Below are 19,864 nucleotides of genomic sequence, written 5' to 3'. Positions count from 1 at the left end.
AGCCACCTCTTATCATTGGACAGGATATAAAGAAAAACCCCCTCTTTGCAGAAGGGGTTTTTGATTATCAATCGGCTTTTTTCTTGCGCGCCGCGCGCTTGGCTTTGGTGGCGGCGGCTATTTTTTGCGTTTTCTCAGAGGGCTTTTTCGCTTTTTTCGCTTTTCCTCTGGCTTTATCGCTGCGGAATTCGCTATCCGGCTCGAAATTCACCTTTTTATTAGCCTGCCGACGCGGCGGCTTTTTGCTGGTGTTGCTGCGCCCTGCCGCGCCTTTTTTATTGCGCTCTCGCTCGGTTTTACCCGGATTGCGCGGGGCGCGCTCGCTGGAGATAAGCGAGAAGTCAATCTTGCGCTCGTCCATATTGACCGCTTCAACCTTCACTTCAACCCGATCGCCGAGGCGATAGGTCTGACCGCCGGATTCGCCAATCAGGCGCTGGCCAATCTGGTCAAAACGGTAGTAGTCGTTATCCAGCGATGATACATGCACGAGACCATCGATAAACAGATCAGCGAGACGCACAAAGAAGCCGAAGCCAGTAACGCTGGCGATCACACCGGAGAAGGTGTTACCCACCTGATCCTGCATAAAGTCGCACTTCAGCCAGTCAGCAACATCACGGGTCGCTTCATCGGCACGGCGCTCGGCCATTGAGCAGTGCTGACCCAGTTGGAGGATCTCTTCCATGCTGTAATGCCAGCCGCCCGTTGCGGTACTGTTGCCCTTCTCGCCGTTCTCTTTCGCCAGCAGATACTTGATCGCGCGGTGCAACGAAAGATCCGGGTAGCGGCGAATCGGCGAGGTAAAGTGCGCATAGGATTGCAGCGCGAGGCCAAAGTGACCACGGTTTTCCGGATCATAGATCGCCTGTTTCATTGAGCGCAGCAGCATGGTTTGCAGCATTTCGTGATCGGGACGATCGGCGATCGATTCCAGCAGCGCGGCATAATCGCGCGGCTCCGGCTTGTTGCCGCCCGGCAGCTCCAGACCCAGCTCGGCGAGCACGGTACGAAACGCGGTAATGGCGTCATTAGTCGGTTTATCGTGAATACGGAACAGCGCAGGCTCTTCTGCCTTCTCAACGAAGCGGGCCGCAGAGATGTTGGCGAGGATCATGCACTCTTCAATCAGCTTGTGTGCATCGTTACGCTGCGTCTGTTCAATGCGCTCAATGCGACGTTCAGCGTTGAAAATAAACTTCGCCTCTTCGCTCTCAAAGGAGATGCCGCCGCGCTCGGCGCGCGCCTGCTCGAGCGTTTTATAGAGGGTGTGCAGCTCTTCAATATGTTTTACCAGCGGTGCGTACTGCTCGCGCAGCTCGCCATCGCCCTGCAGCATATGCCACACCTTGGTGTAGGTCAGACGCGCGTGGGAACTCATCACCGCTTCGTAGAACTTGTAGCCGGTCAGACGCCCTTTAGCGGAGATGGTCATCTCACATACCATGCAGAGGCGATCGACCTGCGGATTCAGAGAGCAGAGGCCGTTGGAGAGCACTTCCGGCAGCATTGGCACAACCTGGGACGGGAAGTAGACGGAGGTGCCGCGATTACGCGCTTCGTTGTCCAGCGGCGTTCCGTGGCGCACGTAGTAGCTGACATCGGCGATGGCAACCCATAAGCGCCAGCCGCCGCCGCGTTTCTTCTCGCAGTAAACGGCGTCATCAAAGTCGCGGGCATCTTCGCCATCAATGGTGACCAGCGGCAGATTACGCAGATCGACGCGGCCCACTTTTGCCTCTTCCGGTACCTGCTCTTTCAGGTCAGCAATCTGCTTTTCAACTTCCGGCGGCCACTGATATGGAATTTCATGGGTGCGCAGCGCCATATCGACGGCCATGCCGGTGCCCATGTTGTCGCCCAGCACTTCAACAATTTTACCCACCGCTTTGGTGCGGCGAGTCGGTCGCTGGGTCAGCTCGACCACCACCACAAAGCCCATACGCGCGCCCATGATCTCTTCAGGCGGGATAAGGATATCGAAGCTCAGGCGGCTGTCGTCCGGCACCACAAAGCCGACGCCAGCGTCGGTAAAGTAGCGGCCAACAATCTGCCCGGTTTTTGGCACCAGTACGCGGACGATACGCGCTTCGCGGCGCCCTTTGCGATCGGCGCCCAGCGGCTGTGCCAGCACCTGATCGCCGTGGATGCAGGTTTTCATCTGCTCGCTGGAGAGATAGAGATCGTCTTTGCGGCCTTCAACGCGCAGAAAACCATAGCCATCGCGGTGGCCAATAACAATGCCTTTCAGCAGGTCGAGACGTTCCGGTAAGGCGTAGCACTGGCGGCGGGTGAAGACCAGCTGCCCGTCGCGCTCCATGGCGCGCAGACGGCGGCGCAGGGCTTCGTGTTGTTCTTCGCCTTCGATATTGAGCTCAACAGCCAGTTCATCCCGGCTGGCAGGCTTTTCGCGTTTGGAGAGATGGTCGAGGATAAATTCGCGGCTGGGAATAGGATTAGAGTATTTTTCAGTTTCGCGTTCGAGGAAAGGATCTTGTGACATAGCGGTTCCTCCGTTGTCAGCTCTGGCGGAGCGTTTTGTCATTCCACCAGCAATAATTTGTAGAGCGGTTGATTCTCTTCAACCAAATCGGCAAGCGTGTAGTTATCAAGTTCCTTCAGGAAACTCTGCACGGCTTTTGAGAGGGCGACTTTCAGTCGGCAAGCGTTGGTGATGTGGCAGAAATCGCTGTGGCAGTTCACCAGCGTCAGCGGTTCAAGGGAGCGCACAACATCACTGATACGAATATCTCGCGCAGGCTTGCCCAGGCGGATACCGCCGTTTTTTCCACGCACCGCCGCGACATAGCCTTCACGACTTAGCTGATTGATTATCTTAACCATATGATTACGGGAGACACCATACGTTTCTGTCACTTCAGAAATATTGGTCATCTGCCCTTCCGGCAAGGCCGCCATGTAAATCAAAGCGCGTAAACCGTAATCGGTAAAGCTTGTTAACTGCACACCAACCTCAATAACAGGGAAAAAAGCGAGATACCCGCAGGTATTGACTTTATTGATGATAAACCAGCCACCAGTCAGGTCGCTAATTTATTTGAACAGAAAGGTAAAAAAAGCGAGGAGATAGGGCGCGAGATTCGCGCCCTTAAGCAGGATTATGCGTCGAACGGGTCGCGCAGAATCATGGTCTCAGTGCGATCAGGACCGGTAGAAATGATATCGATCGGTACACCAGTAAGTTCTTCAATACGTTTGATGTAGTTGAGCGCTGCCTGCGGCAGGCCGCTGCGCTCTTTCACGCCAAAGGTGGTTTCAGACCAGCCCGGCATGGTTTCGTAGATCGGCTCGATACCTTCCCAGTTGTCGGCAGCCAGCGGCGTGGTGTCCACTTCGCGGCCATCCGGCATGCGGTAAGCGACGCAGATCTTCACCTCTTTCAGGCCATCCAGCACGTCCAGCTTGGTCAGGCAGAAACCAGAGAGGGAGTTGATCTGTACGGCACGGCGCACAGCAACGGCATCCAGCCAGCCGGTACGACGACGACGTCCGGTAGTCGCGCCAAATTCGTTACCCTGCTTGCAGAGGAACTCGCCGGTTTCATCAAACAGTTCGGTCGGGAACGGACCTGCACCCACACGGGTGGAGTAGGCTTTGATGATGCCCAGCACGTAATCAACATAGCGCGGGCCAAGGCCGGAACCGGTGGCAACACCGCCTGCGGTGGTGTTGGAGGAGGTGACGTACGGATAGGTACCGTGGTCGATATCCAGCAGCGTACCCTGCGCGCCTTCGAACATCACGAAGTCGCCGCGCTTACGCGCCTGATCCAGTAAGTCGGAAACGTCAACAACCATGGCGGTGAGGATGTCGGCGATTGCCATCACATCATCCAGCACTTTCTGGTAGTCAACCGCTTCAACTTTGTAGTAGTTCACCAGCTGGAAGTTGTGATATTCCATCACTTCTTTCAGTTTATCGGCGAAGGTCGCTTTATCGAACAGATCGCCAACGCGCAGACCGCGACGGGCAACTTTATCTTCATATGCCGGGCCGATACCGCGACCGGTGGTGCCGATCGCTTTCGCGCCGCGCGCTTTCTCGCGAGCGACGTCCAGCGCAACGTGATAATCAAGAATTAACGGGCAGGCTTCAGAGAGCAGCAGACGTTCGCGAACCGGGATACCACGGTCTTCCAGTTCTTTCATCTCTTTCATCAGCGCAGCAGGCGACAGCACAACGCCGTTACCGATGATGCTGGTGACGTTTTCGCGAAGAATGCCTGATGGAATAAGATGGAGGACGGTTTTTTCACCGTTGATTACGAGAGTATGGCCTGCGTTGTGACCGCCCTGGTAGCGCACAACATATTTAGCCCGTTCAGTCAGAAGATCGACAATCTTCCCTTTACCTTCGTCACCCCATTGGGTGCCCAGTACGACGACGTTGTTACCCATTTTTTCAAAATCACCGTTTGCTTAAAAATGGATTCTACCACCGCTTTTTTAGAGAATCAGCACTTTTTCCGTGCAAAATTCCCGCGAGTTAGCCGATTATTGCCTCAGCCAATCGTTTTCCTCAACATGTAGTAGACAACGATGCCTGCGACCACAAGTCCGCCGCCAAAACGGCGCAAAATATTATCCGGGAGCTGGCTCAATGAAGCGATCATTCGCCGCCAGGCACGTGGATAGAGCATCGGGCCAAGCCCTTCCAGCACCAAAACTAACGCCAGAGCGAGCCAGATTGTTGCGTTCATGGGTATCCTCACAAAAGAAAAACCACCGCCCGAATTGAGCAGTGGTTTTCATTATTAAAACCGTTGACGCGATATTAGCGTGCGGTAGAGGTCGGCGTCTTCATATAACGGAAGAAATCGCTGTCCGGGCTTAACACCATCACATCCTGATTGCTGTCGAAGCTGTTTTCGTACGCACGCAGGCTACGGATAAAGGCGTAGAAGTCGGGATCCTGGCTGAAGGCATCAGCAAACAGTTTCGCCGCTTCGGCATCGCCCTCACCACGCATGATGCGCCCCTGACGCTCGGCTTCCGCCAGCGTTTTGGTCACTTCATAGTCTGCGGTAGCGCGCAGTTTTTCCGCCTCTTCCTGGCCCTGTGAACGGTGGCGACGCGCAACCGCTTCACGCTCGGCGCGCATACGGTTGTAAATCGCGTCTGACACTTCCGTCGGCAGGTTGATCTGCTTAATACGCACATCGACCACTTCAATGCCCAGCGCCGCCATACTGTTCGGATTAATGACCGGCACTTTACCGTTCGTTTCAGCCTGAACGCGTTCAGCGGCTTTAGCGATCGCATTATCCGCCGCTGGCGTAACCACCTCATCTTCAGTACCGGCAGAGCCGGAATTCAGCGCGTCACGCACTTCCGAAGTTAAGCGACCGCGAGAGTCGGTCACGATATCTTTAACATCCAGACGACCAATCTCAGAGCGCAGACGGTCTGAGAATTTACGTTTAAGCAGCAGCTCCGCCTGGGAGACGTCACCGCCGCCGGTAGCCAGGTAATAACGGCTGAAATCGCTGATACGCCACTTGATATAGGAGTCAACGATCAGGTCTTTCTTCTCTTTGGTCACAAAGCGATCCGCCTGGTTATCCATAGTCTGGATACGCGCATCAAGCAGTTTGACCGACTCAATAAATGGCAGTTTGAAGTGCAGGCCCGGCTCGAAGACTAATGGCTTGTTGTCGCCGTCACGCAGCACTTTACCGAAGCGCATTGAAATGCCTCGCTCGCCCTCTCGCACCACGAAAATCGAGGTGAAAAGCACTACCAGCACGATGATGGTGATGATCGCAATAACTGACTTACGCATCGTTATTCCCCCTGACGCTGGTAGTCGTTACGCTGCGCGTTGACGCGGCGTTGATCCATGATATCTCCCGCTGAGGAAGTCGAATTGCTGTTGGCGTTGTTGCCAGAATTGGAGGCGGGCGGCAGGCGCAACAGATTATTTGCCCCCTCGCTGTCGCTCTTCGCCGCTGGCGCGCCAGCGCCTTTCAGCATCTGATCCAGCGGAAGCACCATCAGGTTGCCGCCTTTATCATTCACCAGCACTTTACGGGTGTGGCTCAGCACTTTCTCCATCGCTTCGATATAGAGACGCTCGCGGGTAATTTCCGGGGCGGCTTTATATTCAGGCAGGATCTTGGCAAAACGCGCCACTTCACCCTGCGCTTCCAGCACGGTCTGCGTTTTATATGCGCGCGCCTCTTCGAGGATACGCTGCGCCTGACCGTTCGCACGCGGCTGCACTTCGTTGGTGTAGGCTTCCGCTTCACGAATGAACTGCTGCTCGTTTTCACGGGCGGCTATCGCATCATCAAACGCGGCTTTCACCTCTTCCGGCGGACGAGCGGCCTGGAAGTTAACGTCCAGCAGGGTAATACCCATGTTGTAAGGACGAATGGTCTCTTCCAGCTCGCGCTGGGTATCGCTACGAATAACGGTACGCCCTTCAGTCAGAATACGATCCATGGTGTATTTACCGATTACGCCGCGCAGGGCGCTGTCGGTCGCCTGACGCAGACTGTCGTCGGCGCTGGTGACGCTAAAGAGATAGCGCTCAGGATCGGTTACGCGGTACTGCACGTTCATCTCAACGCGCACCACGTTTTCATCAGAGGTCAGCATCACGCCAGAGGCAGCCAGTTCACGAACGGATTCGACGTTTACCGCCGTCACGTTATCGATAAAGGTTGGCTTCCAGTTCAGACCAGGCTCCACCAGGTGGCTGAATTTACCAAAGCGTGTCACCACGCCGCGCTCCGCTTCTTTAATGGTGTAGAAGCCGGTCGCAGCCCAGATCACCACGGCAGCAACGGCAGCAATACCGAACACGCGTCCGCCCATTGGACTACGAGGACCAGAAGAGCCTGGATTACTCCCGCCGGTGCCTTTGCCACCGCCCAGACCGCCGAGCTTTTTACTCAGCTTGCGGAAGATATCATCCAGATCAGGTGGCCCCTGATCGCGACCGCCTTTGTTTCCATTTCCCTCAGAGTTGCCGCCTGGTTTGCTGCTTCCCCACGGGTCGCGGTCTTGTCCGTTGTTACCGGGCTGATTCCACGCCATGTATGTGCTCCATATTTATTTTGCGGTGTATGCCCGCGCAGGCGGGCACCCCCAAAGGGGAAAAATCTTCAGGCTTTGCCGATCAAACGATGTACTCTTCGAGCGCCGGTTCTTGTTTACAGAGTCGACGCCAGTCAACGATGGGCATCCGTATCTGCATACCTACGCTGCCATCCTCTTCCGTCCACTCTTTTTCTATTGCCTGAAGCTGATAAAACCGGCTTCTTAAACGCCCCTCTTCCGCTGGCAACCGCAGCGTGTGCTGCGCAACTTCGCCGGCAAGACGTTCTGTCAAAGCCTGGAATAACAGTGGTACGCCAGCCCCCGTCTGGGCGGAGAGCCAGACGCGAGTCGGTTTGTTCTCTTCATCTCTGTCGATACGCGGCTCGAAATCCTCCAGCATATCGATCTTATTCATCACCAGCAGCGTCGGGATCTCATGTGCATCGATCTCTTCGAGCACCGTGTTCACCGCGTCGATATTTTCCTGTACGCGCACATCCGCGCCGTCAATCACATGCAGCAGCAGCGTCGCCTGGCGCGTCTCCTGCAGCGTCGCTTTAAACGCGGCAACCAGATCGTGCGGCAGATGGCGAATAAAGCCGACGGTATCGGCCAGTACGGTTTCACCTACATCTGCAACGTCAATGCGGCGCAGCGTCGGATCCAGCGTGGCGAACAGCTGATCGGCTGCATAGACCTGCGCTTCGGTTATCTGGTTAAACAGCGTCGATTTACCGGCGTTGGTATAACCCACCAGTGAAACCGTGGGAATATCCGCCTTGGTACGGGAACGACGCCCCTGTTCACGCTGTTTCTCAACCTTTTCCAGGCGCGAGAGGATTTGAGTAATGCGATTACGCAACAAACGACGGTCGGTTTCGAGCTGGGTTTCACCCGGTCCACGCAAACCAATCCCGCCTTTCTGTCTTTCAAGGTGGGTCCAGCCACGCACAAGGCGCGTCGCCAGATGGCGCAATTGCGCCAGTTCTACCTGCAATTTCCCCTCGTGCGTTCGCGCACGCTGGGCAAAAATGTCCAAAATAAGGCCGGTGCGATCGATAACACGACATTCGCACAGTCGCTCCAGGTTACGTTCCTGGGCAGGGGTTAGCGCATGATCAAAGAGTACGACGGACGCACCCGTTGCTTTTACGGCTTCTGCAATCTCGACTGCTTTACCTTCACCAACGAAATATTTGGGGTGCGGTGCTTTACGGCTACCGGTAATCACCTGCATTGCTTCGACACCGGCGGAAGAGACCAGAGCTTCAAACTCCTGGAGATCTTCCATATCTTTGTCTTGCGAAAAATAGATGTGTACCAGCACCGCCTGCTCACCGGCATCATAACGGTCAAACAAGCGTAAACCCTCATTAAATACCAGCGGGGAACACAGCGAAACTGGCTCCCCGATCTGGAAATCAGCCTTCAACCTTACTCGGTTTCTTCGCTGTCCTGCTGTGCAGAGCCTTGCGCGTTGCTACCGTGGTGGTAGTTGTTGTTGTTGGAGCCGCCACCCGCATTGTTGCTGTGATGTGAAACCGGGCGGGACGGAACAACAGTCGAAATCGCGTGCTTATAAACCATCTGGCTGACTGTGTTTTTCAGCAAAATTACGAACTGATCGAAAGACTCAATCTGTCCTTGCAGTTTGATACCATTCACCAAATAAATTGAAACTGGAACACGTTCCCGACGCAGTGCGTTCAGGAACGGATCTTGTAAAGATTGCCCCTTAGCCATTCTATCTTTTCCTTATATGCTTGTTTTGTACTTAGAACCCGGAAGCTCTGAAAACTGCGTAAAAATTTGCGCACGATACGCGGTAATTGTACACATTCACCCTGCGATAGCACTAACTACCTGTAACACGTCATGGTAAGACTTTTCTGGCTTTTCACTCTCTAACCAGTGAACCTCATTCCATCCGCGTAGCCAGGTCATCTGTCGCTTGGCTAACTGCCTCGTCGCGCAAATACCTCGATAAACCATTTCATCGTATGAAATCTCGCCTTCAAGATAGGACCACATCTGGCGATATCCCACACAACGAACGGAAGGCATATCCGTATGCAAATCTCCGCGGGCAAATAGCGCCCGCACTTCTGCTTCAAAACCTGAAGCTAACATCTGGTGAAAACGCTGCTCGATTCGTTGATGGAGCAGTTCACGGCTCGCCGGGGCGATGGCGAACTGATGCACCTGGTAAGGCAGAGCGTCTCCTGACGTTTGCGTCAGATCTGTTAAAGTTTTACCCGAAATGAAAAAAACTTCCAGTGCCCGGGAAAGCCTTTGCGGATCATTCGGATGGATTCGTGCTGCAGCGACAGGATCGATGATCTGTAACTGTGCATGCAATGCATCCCATCCACGCTCTGCTGCCTGCTGTTCAATCTCGGCTCGCACCTTCGGATCGGCTGACGGCAAGGGGGATAACCCCTCCAGCAACGCCTTAAAGTAGAGCATCGTGCCGCCCACCAGCAGAGGAATACGTCCTGCGTCGGTGATCGCTTTCATTTCAGCCAGCGCATCGCGGCGAAAATCAGCTGCGGAGTAGGCTTGTGCCGGATCCCGGATATCAAGCAACCGGTGCGGCGCAGCGCGAAGCTCTTCCGCGTTCGGTTTAGCTGTACCGATATCCATGCCCTGATAGATAAGGGCTGAATCAACGCTTATCAACTCAACTGGCAAAACTTTACGTAACGCGATTGCGAGCGCTGTCTTACCAGAGGCCGTCGGGCCCATCAAAAAAATTGCCTTCGGCAGGCTTGCCTTACTTACTTCACTCATCGTTCAGGGCGTTCATCGCCTTTTGTAAATCAACAGGTTGTAATAAACCATCCGGCGGGGTCTTCACCAGATGCGGACAAAGCCGTTCAACGTCGGCCAATAAAGTGATCGCCTGAGCGACGCTCCACTGTGCATGTTCAGTCGCCAGACGGCGTGCCAGCCAGTGAGCAATATTCACCGCGTCAATACTTGTCTGCTGCGCCAGGTAGCCTAACAGTTCAGGAATCAAGTTTTGTAAATTTTGTTGGCGCAAGGGTAAAGGCACCGCGCGAATGGTCACGTGATGGCCATCCGGCACAAATTCAATGCCCATTCGCGTCAGCACGGGCTGCGCGCGCTTAAGCGTAGCGCTCTCATCGGCAGAAATTTTCAGCCGTACCGGAATCAACAACGGCTGTCCGCAGCCCGGTGCATTATCGGGCGAGAGCTGCGCATGGCGCAGCCAGCGCTCGGCCACCGGCAGTGCCAGCAGCGCCAGCTTGCCATCGCGCTCAAGCAGCGCGTAGTGCGGCGCAATCAGCGTCAGTACGCGGCCAAAACTCTGGCTGTGCCCATCGAGTGCCGGGGCTGAAGAGGGGGCGCGTTTCTCCGCTTTCGGCTCAACCACCGGCGTTTCCAGCAGTTTCTGGTAGAGCGCGCCCTGCTGTTTCTGATAACCCGGCTGCGCGTTCGGCCAGCCGCGATCGCTGCTCGCAGGCGTACGGGAAGAGGCACCCGAGGACGATCCGCTGCCGGAAGAGGACGAATAGGATCCTGTCTCGGGTTCGCGTGCGGCGCGCGGTTCGGCAAACTGATTACGCCCGGCAGCCACGCGGTTTTCCGGAATTACGCGCGGCGCAGGTTCGTCCGGGAGCGGCAGCGTCGCGTCAAGCTGCTGCTGCAACACACTCAGCACGCCCTGATAGATAAAGTCATGCACCAGCCGCGACTGGTGAAAGCGCACTTCATGCTTAGCCGGGTGAACGTTAACATCCACCTGGTGCGGGTCGATCTCCAGATAGAGCACAAAAGCGGGTTGCTGATCGGCCCCGAGCTTATCTTCGCAGGCCTGGCGAATGGCATGGTTTATCAACCGGTCGCGCATCATGCGGCCATTCACATAGCAATATTGAATATCGGTAAACGCAGCGGTGTTGCTCTTGGGATCGGCGACCCAACCGCGCAGAGCTAAATCGCCGTGCTGCCACTCAATCGCTAGCGCCTGTTCCAGGAAAGAGGTCCCGCAAATGGCGCCGAGACGACGCTCTTTCTGCCCGCCTTGCGCCACCGCGCGGTACTGGCGCACCATCTTGCCGTTATGGTTGAGGTTGATAGTAACGTCGAAGCGCGCCAGCGCGATGCGGCGGATCACCTCATCGATATGGTTAAACTCGGTCTTTTCCGTGCGCATAAACTTGCGCCGCGCCGGGGTGTTGTAGAAGAGATCCAGCACTTCAAGGGTGGTGCCAACCGGGTGGGCGGCCGGTTTTACCGTGACCGCCATCTCGCGCCCTTCGGCATAGGCCTGCCATGCTTCCTGCTGCTCAGCGGTGCGCGAGGTGAGCGTTAAACGCGAAACCGAACTGATACTCGCCAGCGCTTCGCCGCGAAAGCCAAGGCTGATGATCGCTTCTAAGTCATCAAGAGAGGCGATCTTGCTGGTGGCATGACGCGCTAACGCCAGCGCCAGCTCCTCTTTTTTGATGCCGCAGCCGTTATCACGGATGCGGATAAGCTTAGCGCCGCCGCGCTCGATATCGATATCGATGCGCGTCGCACCGGCATCCAGGCTGTTTTCCACCAGCTCTTTCACTACCGACGCAGGGCGCTCAACCACTTCGCCTGCGGCGATCTGGTTCGCAAGCTGTGGCGGTAGAACCTGTATCGGCATGAAAAGAATCCTTAGTTAAGCAGACCATCTGCGGGCGCGCCCGCATTCGCCATTTGCGCACCGCCCTGCGGGGCTGATTGCAGAGGATGCGCAAGGAAGTAGTTACGCAGACCGCCATAAATGGCCGCTGCGATTTGCTGTTGGTAGTCGTCGCTGGCAAGCAGCCGCTCTTCGCTGCGATTGCTGATAAACCCGGTTTCCACCAGCACCGAGGGAATATCCGGCGAGCGCAGCACGCCAAGGCTTGCATGCTCCGGGCGGCGTTTATGCAGCGCGCCTACGCGCTGAAGCTGGCTTAGCATATTGGTGGCGACATCATAGCCAACACGCTGGGAGTGACCGAATTGCAGATCAAGCACCGCCTGGCTGAGGTAAGGGTCGGACTGGCTGTTAGCCAGCACATCACCCGCGCCGCCCAGCAGTTCGGACTGCTTCTCGTGCTGCTCAAGCCAGCTTGCCATTTCGCTGTTCGCGCGGCGGTTTGAGAGCACCCACACCGAGGCGCCCGTCGCGTCGCGGTTCGGCGCGGCATCCGCATGAATTGAGACCAGGAAGTTGGCGTTCTGTTTTCGCGCCACGTCGGAACGGCCCATTACCGAAATAAAGTAGTCGCCATCGCGGGTCATCACCGGCTTAAACATCGGGTCGGCATTCAGCAACGCGCGAAGCTTACGCGCGATAGCAATTGTTACGCTCTTCTCCTGCGTGCCGCCTGCGCCAATCGCGCCAGGGTCCTGACCGCCGTGACCGGCATCAATGGCAATAATCACTTTATCGCCCGAAGCCACGCGCGTCCGGGAGGCCGGGCGGGTGGTAGTGTTACTGCTTACCACGCTGGTAATGCGATCGTTGTCCGGTTTAAACGGATTGCGCGCGGGTGTACCTGGCTGCGAGTTCATAACCGGCGTCTCGGTGCGCTTCACCACTACGGGCGGCGGCGGAGGTGGCGCATCGGCATCAATGGTAAAGACCACCCTATACCCTGCCCCACTCTGCTGTTTTACCGCGCGGGTTTTGCCATTTTGCGTCAGGTCGACCACCAGGCGGATCGACTGGTTATCTTTCGCCGTCCCGGCGCGGATGCTCTTAACCAGGTTGTTACCACTAAATTGCAGCGGCAGCCCCTGAATAATCCCGGTCTGCTTGATATCAAGCGCTACGCTGCGCTTGCCCTGCTGACTAAAGGCATAGTCAGGATCACCCATAAAACTGAAGGTGATGCGCGCCTGGTTTTCGCCATTCGATACCTGAATATCCGCCAAACTCGCGGCATTAACCTGGAAACAGAGCATCAACAGCGTAAGCGCCAACCAACTTGTTATGCGAGAGATCATCCCGTCACCTTTCCTGTTAACCAGCCATACGCGCCAGTAACGATTCGCCCGATGAGGATACCGCGCCAATGCGCGCCTCACGCCCCTGCGCCTGATAATCTAAATGGATTTCAATATCCGGCTCTGGCAATACGCCTGTCCCCTGCTGCGGCCACTCGACGAGGCAGATCGCGTCGTTAGCAAAATAGTCGCGGATGCCCATAAACTCCAGCTCTTCCGGATCGGCGAGCCGATAAAGGTCAAAGTGATAGACCATCAGCTTATTGAGATCATACGGCTCCACCAGCGTATAGGTCGGGCTTTTCACATTGCCGTTGTGACCCAGCGCCTGCAGAAAGCCACGGCTGAAAGTAGTTTTGCCGGCACCAAGATCGCCATACAGATAGATCACCGTTGCGCCCGCGCACGCTTGCGCCACGCGCTGGCCGAGATCGAGGGTGGCTTGTTCATCAGGTAAAGGGATCACGCGATTAATCATTTTCTGTATCAATTACATCCGGGTTAACAACACGCAGCAGCGTGCTAAAAAGATCGGTAGCCAGCATGCCGCGCTGGCCATACTGCGCCGCCCGCAGATCCGCCGCCGCGCCGTGCGCGACGCAGCCCGCAGAGGCGGCATCATATAAACTGAATTTCTGTCCAAGCAGCGCGCCGATAATACCAGAGAGCACATCGCCCATGCCGCCGCTGCCCATTCCGGCATTGCCGGCATCAATAATACCGCATTCGCCGTCTGCGCTAGCCACTACCGTGCCCGCGCCTTTCAGCACCACCACGCCTGCAAAGCGTTTTACCAGACGCTGCGCCGAAAGTAAGCGATCACTTTCAATTTCCGCCACGCAGCAGTTAAGCAGACGCGCCGCTTCACCGGGGTGCGGCGTTAATACGCGATTGTGACGTTTATCGGGGTTGATTGCCAGAAGGTTCAGCGCATCCGCATCCCACAGCATCGGTTTACGGAAGTTCTCCACTTTTTGCAGGGCTTTTTTGCCCCACTCCTGCTGCCCGAGGCCCGGGCCAATCACCACCACATCGGCCCATTCGAGGCTCTCAACCAGGGACTCTGGCGTAAGTTCATCAACCATCAGCTCCGGCCGCTGGGTGATGATGGGGGCAATGTTTTCGCGGCGCGTCAAAATGCGCACCAACCCGGCACCGGTGCGCAGAGCCGCTTCACCGGTCATGCGGATCGCGCCCGCCGTACCGTGGTCGCCACCAATAATCACTAACCGCCCATTATCCCCTTTATGAGATGTTGGCGGGCGCGGCGTAAACCATTCTGAAAGTTGGCTGGCGTCAAAACGAGAAAAGGGTGGCTGCTGCCCGGCAAGCCAGGCTTCAAGACCCAGCGCATGATGGTGCAACTGCCCTACTACATTGCGCGCTTTGCCGGTGAGTAGCCCCGGTTTCAAGGCAATAAAGGTGATGGTGTGGCGCGCCTGAATAACCGCGCCAGGTGTTGTGCCGGTCTGCGCATTAAGGCCCGAGGGGATATCGAGGGCAATACGCGGCGCAGCGTGCTGGTTGGCACGCGTAATCAGCGCCGCGACGTTGTCGCGCGGTGCGCTGCTCAATCCGGTGCCGAGCAGGCCGTCGATAATCAGATCAATCCCTTCAGGCCAGAGCGCCTCTTCGGCGTGGATCGTGCCACCGGCATTGAGCCACGCCTCACGCGCCTGTTCCGCCTCTTCGGGCTGCGGTTTATCGCTCTCGATCGCAACCAGCGTGACGTCGATACCCGCGGCGGCGGCCAGGCGTGCGACAACATAGCCATCGCCGCCGTTATTGCCATGCCCGCACAGCACCAGCCAGTGCGCTGTAGTGGGAAAATGATCCTGCGCCAGCTGAAAGGCAGCCTGGCCCGCACGCAGCATCAGTTCGTATAACGTAATGCCGAGGCTGTCGGCTGCCTCTTGTTCGAGACGTTTCAGGTCGCCAGCAGGCCAGATGGAGTGTGGTATACTTGCCGCGTTTTTTTTCATCTCTATGGTCCGTCATGTCACAGCCCCTCGATCTCAATCAGTTAGCGCAACAAATCAAGCAGTGGGGCACTGAATTAGGTTTTCAGCAGGTCGGTATTACCGATACCGATCTCAGCGCCAGCGAGCCAAAGCTGCAGGCGTGGCTGGATAAGCAGTATCACGGCGAGATGGAGTGGATGGCGCGTCACGGTATGATGCGCGCCCGCCCCCATGAGCTTCTCCCCGGCACGCTTCGCGTTATCAGCGTACGTATGAACTACCTGCCGCCAAACGCGGCCTTCGCCAGCACGCTGAAAAACCCGGCGCTCGGCTATGTCAGCCGCTACGCGCTGGGTCGCGATTATCATAAGCTGCTGCGCAGCCGCCTTAAAAAGCTCGGCAAACTGATCCAGCAGCAGTGTGCTTCGCTGAATTTTAGACCGTTTGTCGACTCTGCGCCCATTCTTGAGCGGCCGCTGGCGGAAAAAGCCGGGCTTGGCTGGACAGGTAAGCACTCACTTATTCTCAGCCGCGATGCCGGGTCGTTTTTCTTTCTTGGCGAACTGCTGATTGACCTGCCTTTGCCTATCGATCAACCGGTCGAGGAAGCGTGCGGACGCTGCGTCGCCTGCATGACCATCTGCCCAACCGGGGCGATTGTCGAGCCCTATACCGTCGATGCGCGCCGCTGTATCTCCTATCTCACCATTGAGTTAGAAGGGGCGATCCCCGAGGAATTTCGCCCGCTTATCGGTAACCGGATTTACGGCTGCGATGACTGCCAGCTTATCTGCCCGTGGAACCGCTTCTCGCAGCTTACGGATGAGGCGGATTTCAGCCCGCGCAAAGCCCTGCACGCGCCAGCGCTGGTTGAACTGTTTGCCTGGAGTGAGGCGCACTTTTTAAAAATCACGGAGGGGTCGGCGATTCGCCGTATCGGTCATCTACGCTGGCTGCGCAATATTGCGGTCGCGCTGGGCAATGCGCCGTGGGATGAGGCCAATATTGTGGCGCTGAAACAGCGGCTGGGTGAGCATCCACTTCTTGATGAGCACATAGAGTGGGCGATTGCGCAGCAAATTGAGAAGCGTAATGCCTGCGTCGTTGAGGTGCAACTGCCGCAAAAACAGCGCCTGGTGCGGGTGGTAGAAAAAGGGCTGCCGCGCGATGCCTGAGCCATCCACAGCTTGTGAATAAAATAAAAAACACATTACGTTTCAACGTTAACAAATTCGTCAAGCGATCGCGTTAACATTTTGAAATATTGTTTTTATTTTATAATTCATGGACTTACAAATAAATAATTTCATAAGCGAAGCAATAGAAATCCCGCTAAGCAAAGCTCAGCCTGTGGATAACTCTGTTCACAATACTTTTTAGCATGAAAGAAAATCGCCCGCAGCGCGCTTCTTCGCTGTGGATAATTTTTTGGAGATGAAAGATTGGAGCGGGAAACGAGACTCGAACTCGCGACCCCGACCTTGGCAAGGTCGTGCTCTACCAACTGAGCTATTCCCGCATACTTATCTGGCCTGGCTGATTGCCGTGAACCAGTAAATCTGGATGGTGCGTGCCTTACGGCATTTCAAATTTGGAGCGGGAAACGAGACTCGAACTCGCGACCCCGACCTTGGCAAGGTCGTGCTCTACCAACTGAGCTATTCCCGCATATTTATCAGAGTTCAGCGTCAAAAAACCGAAGCCTGTAAATTGGATGGTGCATTTCAAATTTGGAGCGGGAAACGAGACTCGAACTCGCGACCCCGACCTTGGCAAGGTCGTGCTCTACCAACTGAGCTATTCCCGCTTATCAGCGCTATTTCAACACGTTAAAGCATTTAACCGCTGAAATTTCGTGATGCCGTGTTTCACATTTCTGTGTCTTCACGGGAGGCGCATTATACGAGAAATCATTCCTGCTGCAAGCCCCTGAAAGCAAATTTTCGTTTTTTTTGTTTAACTGCTGATTTAATCGACAAAACGCGCATTTTTGCAGCAAAACCGCGCCAGCACTGGCTTACAGAGCCGAAAACAGCGTATCGGCTCTGTATACCTTCCGCGCTTACAGTTTAATAAAGTGTTCGCGGTAGTAAGCCAGCTCCGCCACCGATTCGCGGATATCATCCAGCGCCTGATGGGTATTCTGCTTTTTCAGACCGGTAAGCACTTCTGGCTTCCAGCGGCGCGCCAGCTCTTTCAGCGTGCTGACATCCAGGTAGCGATAGTGGAAGTAGGCTTCCAGCTCCGGCATGTACTTAAACAGAAAACGGCGATCCTGACCGATGCTATTGCCGCAAATGGGCGATTTACCGGCCGGTACCCACTCTTTCAGAAACTCAATCGTCGCCAGTTCCGCCGCGCGATCGTCAAAGGTGCTCGCTTTAACGCGTTCAACCAGGCCGCTGCCGGTGTGGGTTCGCACGTTCCACTCATCCATCAACGCCAGCTGCGCGTCGGATTGATGCACGGCCATCACCGGCCCTTCCGCCAGGATATTGAGGTTGGCATCGGTCACCAGTGTCGCGATCTCAATAATGCGATCGCGCTCGGGATCCAGGCCCGTCATTTCGAGATCAATCCAAATGAGGTTGTTTTCATTTGCGCTCATGCTATTTTCCACCCTTATCGCGTCACTATATTCATCTAGAATTGCGTGTATCATAGAGGTTTTGCCCATCCGGGGCGACCAGGAGCCAGCACGATTGAGTAAAAATAAACTCTCAAAGGGGCAGCAGCGCCGCGTTAAAGCGAACCACGAGCGCCGCCTGAAAACCTCTGCGGAGAAACCCGACTACGATGACAACCTGTTTGGCGAAAAGGCCGAAGGGGTGGTTATTAGCCGCTTTGGTATGCATGCCGATGTCGAATCCGCCGATGGCGACGTGCATCGCTGCAACATTCGCCGCACTATCCGCTCGCTGGTCACCGGCGATCGCGTGGTCTGGCGGCCAGGCAAAGCGGCCGCAGAAGGCGTCAACGTGAAGGGGATTGTCGAAGCGGTGCACGAGCGCACCTCGGTGCTGACGCGCCCGGATTTCTACGATGGCGTTAAACCCATCGCCGCCAATATCGATCAAATCGTTATCGTCTCGGCGATCCTGCCAGAGCTCTCACTTAATATTATTGACCGCTATCTGGTGGCCTGCGAAGCGCTGGACGTTGAACCACTGCTGGTGCTGAATAAAACCGATCTGCTCGATGAAGAGGGCCTGGCGTTCGTCAACGAGCAGATGGATATCTATCGCCACATTGGCTACCGCGTCCTGATGGTATCAAGCCATGCGAAAGATGGCCTTGATCCGCTTATCGCGGCGCTGACCGATCGCATCAGCATCTTTGCTGGCCAGTCCGGCGTCGGCAAATCGAGCCTGCTTAATGCGCTGCTCGGCCTCAACGAGGAGCAGATCCTCACCAATGACGTCTCTGACGTCTCAGGGTTAGGCCAGCACACCACCACCGCCGCGCGTCTCTACCACTTCCCGCAGGGCGGCGATGTGATTGATTCTCCGGGCGTACGCGAGTTCGGCCTCTGGCATCTCGAACCGGAACAAATCACCCACGGCTTTGTCGAATTCCATGATTATCTCGGTCACTGCAAATACCGCGACTGTAAGCACGATACCGATCCCGGGTGTGCGATCCGTGAAGCGGTAGAGAACGGTAAAATTGCGGAGAGCCGCTTCGAAAATTATCACCGTATTCTCGAAAGCATGTCGCAGGTAAAGACGCGTAAAAGCTTTTCTGAATCAGATGACTGACAACTAAGCTAAGCGTCGCTAGAATCGTCCCCCATTTTAAGACTCCGACGCCGGGCGTCGGGTCAGGAACGACAGTAAACAATGGCCTGGAGGCTACCTTGTTAAACTCATTCAAACTTTCGCTTCAATACATTCTGCCGAAACTGTGGCTCACTCGCCTGGCGGGCTGGGGCGCGAGCAAACGTGCAGGCTGGCTGACCAAACTGGTTATCGATCTGTTCGTGAAATACTACAAGGTCGATATGAAAGAGGCGCAGAAGCCGGATACCGCCAGCTATCGCTCTTTTAACGAATTCTTCGTGCGCCCGCTGCGTGACGATGTGCGCCCGCTCAATACCGATCCGAACGTGCTGGTAATGCCGGCAGACGGCGTAGTGAGCCAGCTTGGCGCAATCGATAATGACAAAATCCTGCAGGCTAAAGGCCATAACTACAGCCTCGAGGCGCTGCTGGCGGGCAACTACCTGATGGCGGATCTGTTCCGTAACGGTAGCTTTGTCACCACCTATCTCTCGCCGCGCGACTACCACCGCGTACATATGCCGTGTAACGGCATCCTGCGTGAAATGATCTATGTTCCAGGCGATCTCTTCTCCGTTAACCACTTAACGGCGCAGAACGTACCCAACCTCTTCGCCCGTAACGAGCGCGTCATCTGCCTGTTCGACACTGAGTTTGGCCCGATGGCGCAAATTCTTGTCGGCGCGACCATTGTTGGCAGCATCGAAACCGTCTGGGCGGGCACCGTTACGCCGCCGCGTGAAGGGATTATCAAACGCTGGACCTTCCCGGAAGGCGAAAGCGAAGGCGCTGTGGCGCTGTTGAAGGGCCAGGAGATGGGCCGCTTTAAGCTCGGTTCTACCGTTATCAACCTGTTTGCACCGGGTAAAGTGCAGCTGGTTGACGCCTTACGCAGCCTCTCCGTGACCAAAATCGGCCAGCCGCTGGCGCTCTCCACCGAGCCGTTTGTACCAGTTGATGCGCAGGAGCCCGCGCCGCTGCCGGAAGAAGAAGTTAAAGCGGAACATGATGCCAACCCGCTGGTTGACGACAGTAAAGAAGACGTTTAAGCCTCACCCCAGGGAGA

General features: G+C 55.8%; 17 protein-coding genes and 3 tRNA genes. 3 read left to right on the top strand and 17 right to left on the bottom strand.

Annotated elements, in window-relative coordinates; genetic code table 11:
- Positions 1-67 precede the first annotated feature (67 nt).
- The 13 genes from rnr to nnr all read right to left on the bottom strand — a co-directional run bounded on the left by rnr (position 68) and on the right by nnr (position 15,040).
- Positions 68-2,503: a ribonuclease R gene (gene rnr / locus HF650_RS02700; protein WP_187801072.1), complete on the bottom strand. Its 2,436-nt coding sequence runs from the start codon at positions 2,501-2,503 to the stop codon at positions 68-70.
- Positions 2,504-2,541: 38 nt separating this feature from the next.
- Complete coding sequence (nsrR, locus tag HF650_RS02695) at positions 2,542-2,967, bottom strand: nitric oxide-sensing transcriptional repressor NsrR (RefSeq protein ID WP_187801071.1); 426 nt, start codon at positions 2,965-2,967, stop codon at positions 2,542-2,544.
- Between the two features lie 152 nt (positions 2,968-3,119).
- The gene (gene purA / locus HF650_RS02690) at positions 3,120-4,418 is read right to left on the bottom strand and encodes an adenylosuccinate synthase (protein ID WP_023478343.1); all 1,299 of its coding nucleotides are present in this window, start codon (positions 4,416-4,418) and stop codon (positions 3,120-3,122) included.
- Between the two features lie 104 nt (positions 4,419-4,522).
- Complete coding sequence (locus tag HF650_RS02685) at positions 4,523-4,720, bottom strand: DUF2065 domain-containing protein (protein WP_023478406.1); 198 nt, start codon at positions 4,718-4,720, stop codon at positions 4,523-4,525.
- A gap of 74 nt (positions 4,721-4,794) precedes the next feature.
- Entirely contained in the window at positions 4,795-5,802 is a 1,008-nt protein-coding gene (gene hflC, locus HF650_RS02680) for a protease modulator HflC (protein ID WP_187801070.1), read from the bottom strand.
- Positions 5,803-5,804: 2 nt separating this feature from the next.
- The gene (hflK, locus tag HF650_RS02675) at positions 5,805-7,061 is read right to left on the bottom strand and encodes an FtsH protease activity modulator HflK (RefSeq protein ID WP_187801069.1); all 1,257 of its coding nucleotides are present in this window, start codon (positions 7,059-7,061) and stop codon (positions 5,805-5,807) included.
- An 82-nt stretch (positions 7,062-7,143) separates the two neighbouring features.
- On the bottom strand, positions 7,144-8,424 hold the full coding sequence (gene hflX / locus HF650_RS02670) for a ribosome rescue GTPase HflX (RefSeq protein ID WP_187801068.1): 1,281 nt from the start codon (positions 8,422-8,424) through the stop codon (positions 7,144-7,146).
- Between the two features lie 74 nt (positions 8,425-8,498).
- On the bottom strand, positions 8,499-8,807 hold the full coding sequence (hfq, locus tag HF650_RS02665) for an RNA chaperone Hfq (RefSeq protein WP_187801067.1): 309 nt from the start codon (positions 8,805-8,807) through the stop codon (positions 8,499-8,501).
- Between the two features lie 96 nt (positions 8,808-8,903).
- On the bottom strand, positions 8,904-9,854 hold the full coding sequence (gene miaA, locus HF650_RS02660; RefSeq protein WP_187801066.1) for a tRNA (adenosine(37)-N6)-dimethylallyltransferase MiaA: 951 nt from the start codon (positions 9,852-9,854) through the stop codon (positions 8,904-8,906).
- The gene (gene mutL / locus HF650_RS02655; RefSeq protein ID WP_187801065.1) at positions 9,847-11,724 is read right to left on the bottom strand and encodes a DNA mismatch repair endonuclease MutL; all 1,878 of its coding nucleotides are present in this window, start codon (positions 11,722-11,724) and stop codon (positions 9,847-9,849) included. Before mutL ends, miaA begins: the two co-directional genes overlap by 8 nt.
- Before the next feature lie 11 nt (positions 11,725-11,735).
- On the bottom strand, positions 11,736-13,058 hold the full coding sequence (gene amiB, locus HF650_RS02650; protein ID WP_187801064.1) for an N-acetylmuramoyl-L-alanine amidase AmiB: 1,323 nt from the start codon (positions 13,056-13,058) through the stop codon (positions 11,736-11,738).
- Positions 13,059-13,074: 16 nt separating this feature from the next.
- Positions 13,075-13,536, bottom strand: a complete 462-nt coding sequence (tsaE, locus tag HF650_RS02645) for a tRNA (adenosine(37)-N6)-threonylcarbamoyltransferase complex ATPase subunit type 1 TsaE (protein WP_187801063.1) — start codon at positions 13,534-13,536, stop codon at positions 13,075-13,077.
- Positions 13,529-15,040, bottom strand: coding sequence for a bifunctional ADP-dependent NAD(P)H-hydrate dehydratase/NAD(P)H-hydrate epimerase (gene nnr, locus HF650_RS02640; RefSeq protein ID WP_187801062.1), 1,512 nt, complete (start codon positions 15,038-15,040; stop codon positions 13,529-13,531). The genes tsaE and nnr overlap by 8 nt, the downstream gene beginning before the upstream one ends.
- 14 nt (positions 15,041-15,054) lie before the next feature.
- On the opposite strand from nnr, the gene queG reads away from it, so the two are divergent.
- A complete protein-coding gene (gene queG, locus HF650_RS02635) occupies positions 15,055-16,194 on the top strand; it encodes a tRNA epoxyqueuosine(34) reductase QueG (RefSeq protein ID WP_187801061.1) in 1,140 nt (379 codons plus the stop codon).
- 268 nt (positions 16,195-16,462) lie between these two features.
- Here the strand turns inward: queG and HF650_RS02630 are convergent.
- From HF650_RS02630 to orn, 4 genes are all read right to left on the bottom strand, one after another.
- Positions 16,463-16,538, bottom strand: a tRNA-Gly gene (locus HF650_RS02630).
- A gap of 73 nt (positions 16,539-16,611) precedes the next feature.
- A tRNA-Gly gene (locus HF650_RS02625) sits at positions 16,612-16,687 on the bottom strand.
- A 63-nt stretch (positions 16,688-16,750) separates the two neighbouring features.
- Positions 16,751-16,826: transfer RNA gene (locus HF650_RS02620), tRNA-Gly, on the bottom strand.
- Between the two features lie 255 nt (positions 16,827-17,081).
- The gene (gene orn, locus HF650_RS02615; RefSeq protein WP_023478488.1) at positions 17,082-17,627 is read right to left on the bottom strand and encodes an oligoribonuclease; all 546 of its coding nucleotides are present in this window, start codon (positions 17,625-17,627) and stop codon (positions 17,082-17,084) included.
- A 94-nt stretch (positions 17,628-17,721) separates the two neighbouring features.
- On the opposite strand from orn, the gene rsgA reads away from it, so the two are divergent.
- Positions 17,722-18,777: a small ribosomal subunit biogenesis GTPase RsgA gene (gene rsgA / locus HF650_RS02610; RefSeq protein WP_187801060.1), complete on the top strand. Its 1,056-nt coding sequence runs from the start codon at positions 17,722-17,724 to the stop codon at positions 18,775-18,777.
- Positions 18,778-18,875: 98 nt separating this feature from the next.
- The gene (gene asd, locus HF650_RS02605) at positions 18,876-19,847 is read left to right on the top strand and encodes an archaetidylserine decarboxylase (protein ID WP_187801059.1); all 972 of its coding nucleotides are present in this window, start codon (positions 18,876-18,878) and stop codon (positions 19,845-19,847) included.
- Positions 19,848-19,864: the final 17 nt, after the last annotated feature.

Source organism: Kosakonia sp. SMBL-WEM22, from assembly GCF_014490785.1.
Lineage (GTDB): Bacteria > Pseudomonadota > Gammaproteobacteria > Enterobacterales > Enterobacteriaceae > Kosakonia.
The sequence above is the reverse complement of the archived record's forward strand: the minus strand, read 5'-3'. Positions and strand labels throughout refer to the sequence as shown.